Annotated in this window: 4 protein-coding genes; 1 reads left to right on the forward strand and 3 read right to left on the reverse strand. The window is 62.0% G+C overall.

Annotated elements, in window-relative coordinates:
• On the forward strand, positions 1–474 hold a 474-nt coding region (locus MTBLM5_RS16325), incomplete at its 5' end, for a hypothetical protein (protein WP_173977121.1).
• Positions 475–498: 24 nt separating this feature from the next.
• Here MTBLM5_RS16325 and MTBLM5_RS16330 read toward each other — a convergent pair.
• The 3 genes from MTBLM5_RS16330 to MTBLM5_RS16340 all read right to left on the reverse strand — a co-directional run.
• The gene (locus tag MTBLM5_RS16330) at positions 499–1,395 is read right to left on the reverse strand and encodes a hypothetical protein (protein ID WP_173977122.1); all 897 of its coding nucleotides are present in this window, start codon (positions 1,393–1,395) and stop codon (positions 499–501) included.
• Positions 1,396–1,551: 156 nt separating this feature from the next.
• Positions 1,552–2,883 (reverse strand): hypothetical protein, encoded by a 1,332-nt coding sequence (locus MTBLM5_RS16335; RefSeq protein WP_173977123.1) that lies wholly within the window; start codon positions 2,881–2,883, stop codon positions 1,552–1,554.
• 6 nt (positions 2,884–2,889) lie between these two features.
• On the reverse strand, positions 2,890–4,838 hold a 1,949-nt coding region (locus tag MTBLM5_RS16340; RefSeq protein WP_217425050.1), incomplete at its 5' end, for a DEAD/DEAH box helicase.

The following is a 4,838-nucleotide window of genomic DNA, read 5'->3' on the forward strand; positions in this document are numbered from 1 at the left end:
GCGGAGTCCGGATGCGTCCGGGATGGGCGCTTCAACCTGTACGAAGAAAGCTGGAGCGGCAGGCTGATTGCCCGCAACACCGGCACGGCCAGGAGGATCGCCTGGTTGCACCACTATTCCTTCCTGGACCGGTCACCGATCCCGGCCAGGATCACCCCGCTGGTCCTCGACCTGGCGGCGTTGAAGGTGCTGACCGAGGATTACTGGATCGCCCTGATCCCCACGGACGACGGCGCCTGGAAGCAGGCATCGCAGTTGGAAGAGATCGGCGTCCGAGGTGTCGAGAGCGTGGGTGCGGTGTGGTCGCCAGCTTGCCCGGAGGAAGACGATCGAACCCGCTGGTCGATGCTCGCCTGCAACCGGGCCAGCCGACGTTACGCTGACGTCCGCCTGGGATTGATGGACTCTGCCCTACCCGTCTTCGATCTGTCGCAGTGGCTGACCGCGATCGCGGGCGGCCGGGAGAGGCCGTGACCGGCCTCTCCCGCTAAGTTGGTGCTAAGCGAGTTCCCGCACGCCGTCCAGGACCTTGGCGGCGCCTTTGACGTCGATGTGCTCGTCCAAAATCAGGATCGGCAGAACGTCCGCCAACCGGGGGAGCGCCGTGATGCCGTACTCGTCCAGCATCCGCTCGGCGGCCTCTCTCGCTGGGCCATGGGACCACGGCTTGCCACTTTCCGGAAACCACTGCCGGTCCCGATAGGCGTGCATCTCTGCGGTTGGCTTCATCCGCTCCACCTTGCCGTCGGTGATCCGCCACAGGGGCAGATAATCGCGGGAATACAGCACCCGGCTGCCGTCTTCCATGTCCATCCACCCGTAAGGCAGCCACAGGCGCCGGGGCACGAAGTCTTCCAACCGGGTGCGAGGGACGACGGCCTCGAAGGTGGCGCATGCGCCGTTGGAGGTGGAGTGATCGAGAAAGTGCACGCCGCCGCTGGATTTTCGCCACCAATGGGGTTCGGTCTTGGAGAAACCGGCGCTCTTGATGCGGAAGATCACGCCGGGATGGCGACCTGACTGCCAGGGAATTGGCCCAGCCCGCCAACATGCCGTCCGGATAGCTTCGTGGTCGTCGCGGGTAAACGGCCGGTTGCCGGTCAGCCTCATGTCGGGCAAGGCGGCCTGCACGTCGCCGTCATGGACGTTCAACGTCGCCGCCAGGCTGCGCGTCAGGGCGATACCCCGTTCACGGAAGGCGCCCTCGGTCAGGTGCTCGTCCAGCACGGTCGGCTCGGCGGCGGCGTGGCTGACCTCAAGCTCATGCCAGTCGCGGTAGCCGCAGGCCACGGCGACGGCCCGCTGGATGCTGGACAGAGGAATGTCCGGGAACACCGCAGACAGGTGCTTGGCGGCCTTCTTCGGGCGGGTGAGATTAGGGAAATGAAAACGCATACCATCCTCCCTCTCGGCGCTGGAGAAAGGCGTGTCCACTAAGCCCTGAGCGCCTCGAAAGAGAGTGTCAGGATGGTGATGAAAACCTGCCCCTAAGGCTTCGCCATTGTGGACGGCACGGCCGGTCAGCCGATGCCAAACCATAGCGCTGGGCGGTCATGGCTGCAACGGCTTGTCTGCTTTTGGAGTTGCGCCCTCTTCATTGGGCCGTTTTGGAGGAAATTCGACGTCTCGGCACCCACCGACGAACGTGGTGTATTTCCCGGTGAAACCCACCAGCTTGAGGACGATCCTGCTCACGATTTCTCGGATGATTGTGACGTGCGCCCACAGCCCCGGCTCAGTGGCCGGATCATTTCCGCCTTTATAGCGCCCGGTATGGATGACGTTGTTTCGGCCGTTGATAGCCTTCCTTATGGCCTTTTCCCCAATATCCCATGTCGGCACGTCCAAATTTTCGAACATGGCAACCAATTTTGGGTAGAATGGCCGCCTACGGAACTCAGTAAATTTAGCCTCGACCTCATCCAACTTGTCGAACTCACCAAGATTTTCTTTTGCGAATTCCGCGATCGCGGCTACGAGGCCAGTATAATTCTTGCCCGTCAAAAGATCCTTCTTTTTGGAAGGCAACAGGGTGTCGACCAAGTTCTCCAACGCAGTCATGGCGTTAACGAGGCGCTGTTCGGCATAGACCGACGGCAGGACGAACCAAGCAATCGCAGACCAAAGATCCTGATCTGGCGCCCGCACCGCGTGGGCTACCGCATGAGAGAAAAAGTCCTCCATCTGGTGCCATGCGAACACGGGCATTTGTGTTCCCGGTTGCTCGGATTGTTCGTAAACCTCTGTCGTAACCTCAGTACCGCCGAGGTAAGTTTCCCTGACCGGGGCGGTCATGTTGGTTCCGGCGGCGAAGCTGATGTATTCGCGGATTCGGCCCAACAGCTTTTCGGCTGCGGCGGCCCAGGCGGCAGCGTCTGGGCAAACGTCAGGGGCCATTATCGTGAGGGTGTTGGTCAACTTGTCCCGGGCCTGAGATTCCCGGTAACAGGAGAGGCGGACTTCACCAATGTCTGTTGCCTCGACCAGATCCCATGGAATCTGAAACCCACCACGGAGAAAAAGCCGCACTGCCGGTCGCCCTGTCGGTGAAACCGCGCCCGTGAAGGTTGCCTTCGAACACCGTGGTGAGAACGTGTAATACGATCCCCGGTCACAATGATAGGCAGGACCTACAGAGCCGAAGTGGACGTGTTCGCTATCGAATACACGACCGGCCTTGTCCCGGCCATGAAGCGAAAAAAACGGAAACGGCGTCTTTGTGTCGAAACCGTGCAGGATGAAAGAGTTGTCCCTGGTAAGCGGCAGTTCGTCGATGGCGAGTTTGATCGCCCCACTTTCATCAAGCGGCGCCGAAAATTCGACCTCGGCGGACTTGCCATCGAATGACAGCAAGCCCGTGAATTTTGGTGCGACCTCTTCCATCCCGACTTAGCTTGCCGCCTCCAGGGTCACGCTCTCATCCACGATTGCCTGCATGTTGAACTTGGCGACCAGTCCGGCCAGCGTGGCGTTCTCGGTCATCTCGTCATGGGGGATCAGGACGTAGCGCCAGGGCTTGCCGCCGTAGGAGGCCGCATGCCGGGTGGCGTAGCCGACCCAGGTGCGGGCGGCGGTGGCCTTGGCCTGCACCGTGTCGTCGGTCATGTCCTTGCGGGCCTTGATCTCGACGATCAGTTTCTCGGTGGCGGTCTCCACCACGAAGTCCGGCTCGTACTTTTCATGGCGCCGGTACTCAATCTGGAACTGCTTCGGCCCCGGCTTCACCCAGCGCTCCACCTTCGGCTCGTGGGTGTCGATCAGGACGGCGAATAGGCGTTCCTCGTTCGACTGGAAGGACTGGTGCGGAAAGACGCACTTGGTGAAACCGTCGAAGACATGCTTCCTGGTGTCGCCCGCCGGGATCACCGGCTTCTTGAAGTCGCGGACGGCCTTGGGGTCGGTGACCTTGAAGGCCAGCGGCTTGAGCAGGGTGAAGCCCTTGGACACCTTGCCGATGTAGCGCGTCGGGGTCTCCACATAATGCGCCATCATCTGGCTGAAGATAGTGTCGGCCAGCATCTTGCCCTGGGTCAGCAGGACGTTCTCGACGTCATCATCCTCGGTCAGATAACCGCGCAGGTGGGCGACCATCTGGCCCGCCAGCTTGTAGAGCAGATCGGCCGTGGCGTCGTAATCCACCTCGTCGTGGTCGATCAGGTGGGTCACCAGATAGTCCTCGAACCGTTCCTCACGCCGGTCGGCCAGCGTGCGGGCGATGGTGCGGCGCCGCTCAGTCCGAAGTTCATGGATGGTGATTTCCATCGACATCGGCTGCGGCGTCAGACGATCCAGGCCGGTCAGATCGAAGTCCGAGAAGCTGAAGGTCACCTCGCTGGTGGGCAACACCACGATCTCTGGGATCTCGATGGTCTGCTCGGCCACCTTGGTGGTGACGGTGGCGACGATGGCGCCGACGTCGGCGGCGGCGATGACGCCCTCCAGAGTGCCCTGGGCCGGACGGGTGATCTCGGCGACGCGCTGGGCGATCTTTTCCTGCACCTCGGGCTTTTTCAGCTGATCGAGGTTGGAAAGTTCGCGCTCCATCTGGCGGATGACCTGCAAGGTGACGTTGGCCACCGTGCGGGCCTCCTGGGTGGCGAAGATCGGCGCCGGAGCAGGCTTGTCCGGCGTGGCTTCGACCGTCGTGGTCAACACGGTCTCCAGCACCGTGGGCGATTCCAGCAGAACCGCCCTTTCCAATGAGACGTCGCCGCCGTTGCCGATCTGGACGGCCTTCACCTTGAGCGGCGAACCGTCCTCGCGGGCCTGACGGATCACCTCATCGAAGCGGTCGTGCGCGATCACGGTCAGGGTGTCGACAGCCTCGACGCCGGTTCGGGCGCCGTAGGGCAAGCGCAAGCCACGGCCCAGGGTCTGCTCGGTGAGGATTTCCGAAGCCGAGGCCCGCAGGGGCACGATGGTGTAGAGGTTGGTGACGTCCCAGCCTTCCTTCAGCTTGTTGACGTGGATGACGATCTCGGTCTTGCCGTCCTTCTCCAGCCCAACCAGCTTCTCGGCGGCCTCGTCGCTCTCCTCGCCTTTCAAGGCCGAGTGAACCTCGATCACCCGGTCCTTGTAGCGCCCGCCAAAGAACTTGTCGTCCTCCACGGTCTCGCGGATTTCGCGGGCATGGGCGGTGTCCTGGGCGACGACCAGCATGAAAGGATGGACCAACGGGCGCCCGGTCTCGCGGGCATAGATGTCCAGTTCGACTTTCACGTTTTCATGGGCGTGAACGCCGTCTTCCAGCTTGATCCGCTCCAGTTCCTTGGGGCTGACCGACGACGGATTGAAGTTGGCGCGAGTGGCAACGGCCGGTTCCTTCACGAACCCGTCTG

The organism is Magnetospirillum sp. LM-5 (genome assembly GCF_902729445.1).
Taxonomy (GTDB): Bacteria; Pseudomonadota; Alphaproteobacteria; order Rhodospirillales; family Magnetospirillaceae; genus Magnetospirillum.

What these genes read in the sequence shown, in the direction of transcription:
- MTBLM5_RS16335 (WP_173977123.1), bottom strand. Translation starts at nt 2,883, where the DNA reads ATGGAAGAGGTCGCACCAAAATTCACGGGCTTGCTGTCATTCGATGGC.
- MTBLM5_RS16330 (WP_173977122.1), bottom strand. Translation starts at nt 1,395, where the DNA reads ATGCGTTTTCATTTCCCTAATCTCACCCGCCCGAAGAAGGCCGCCAAG.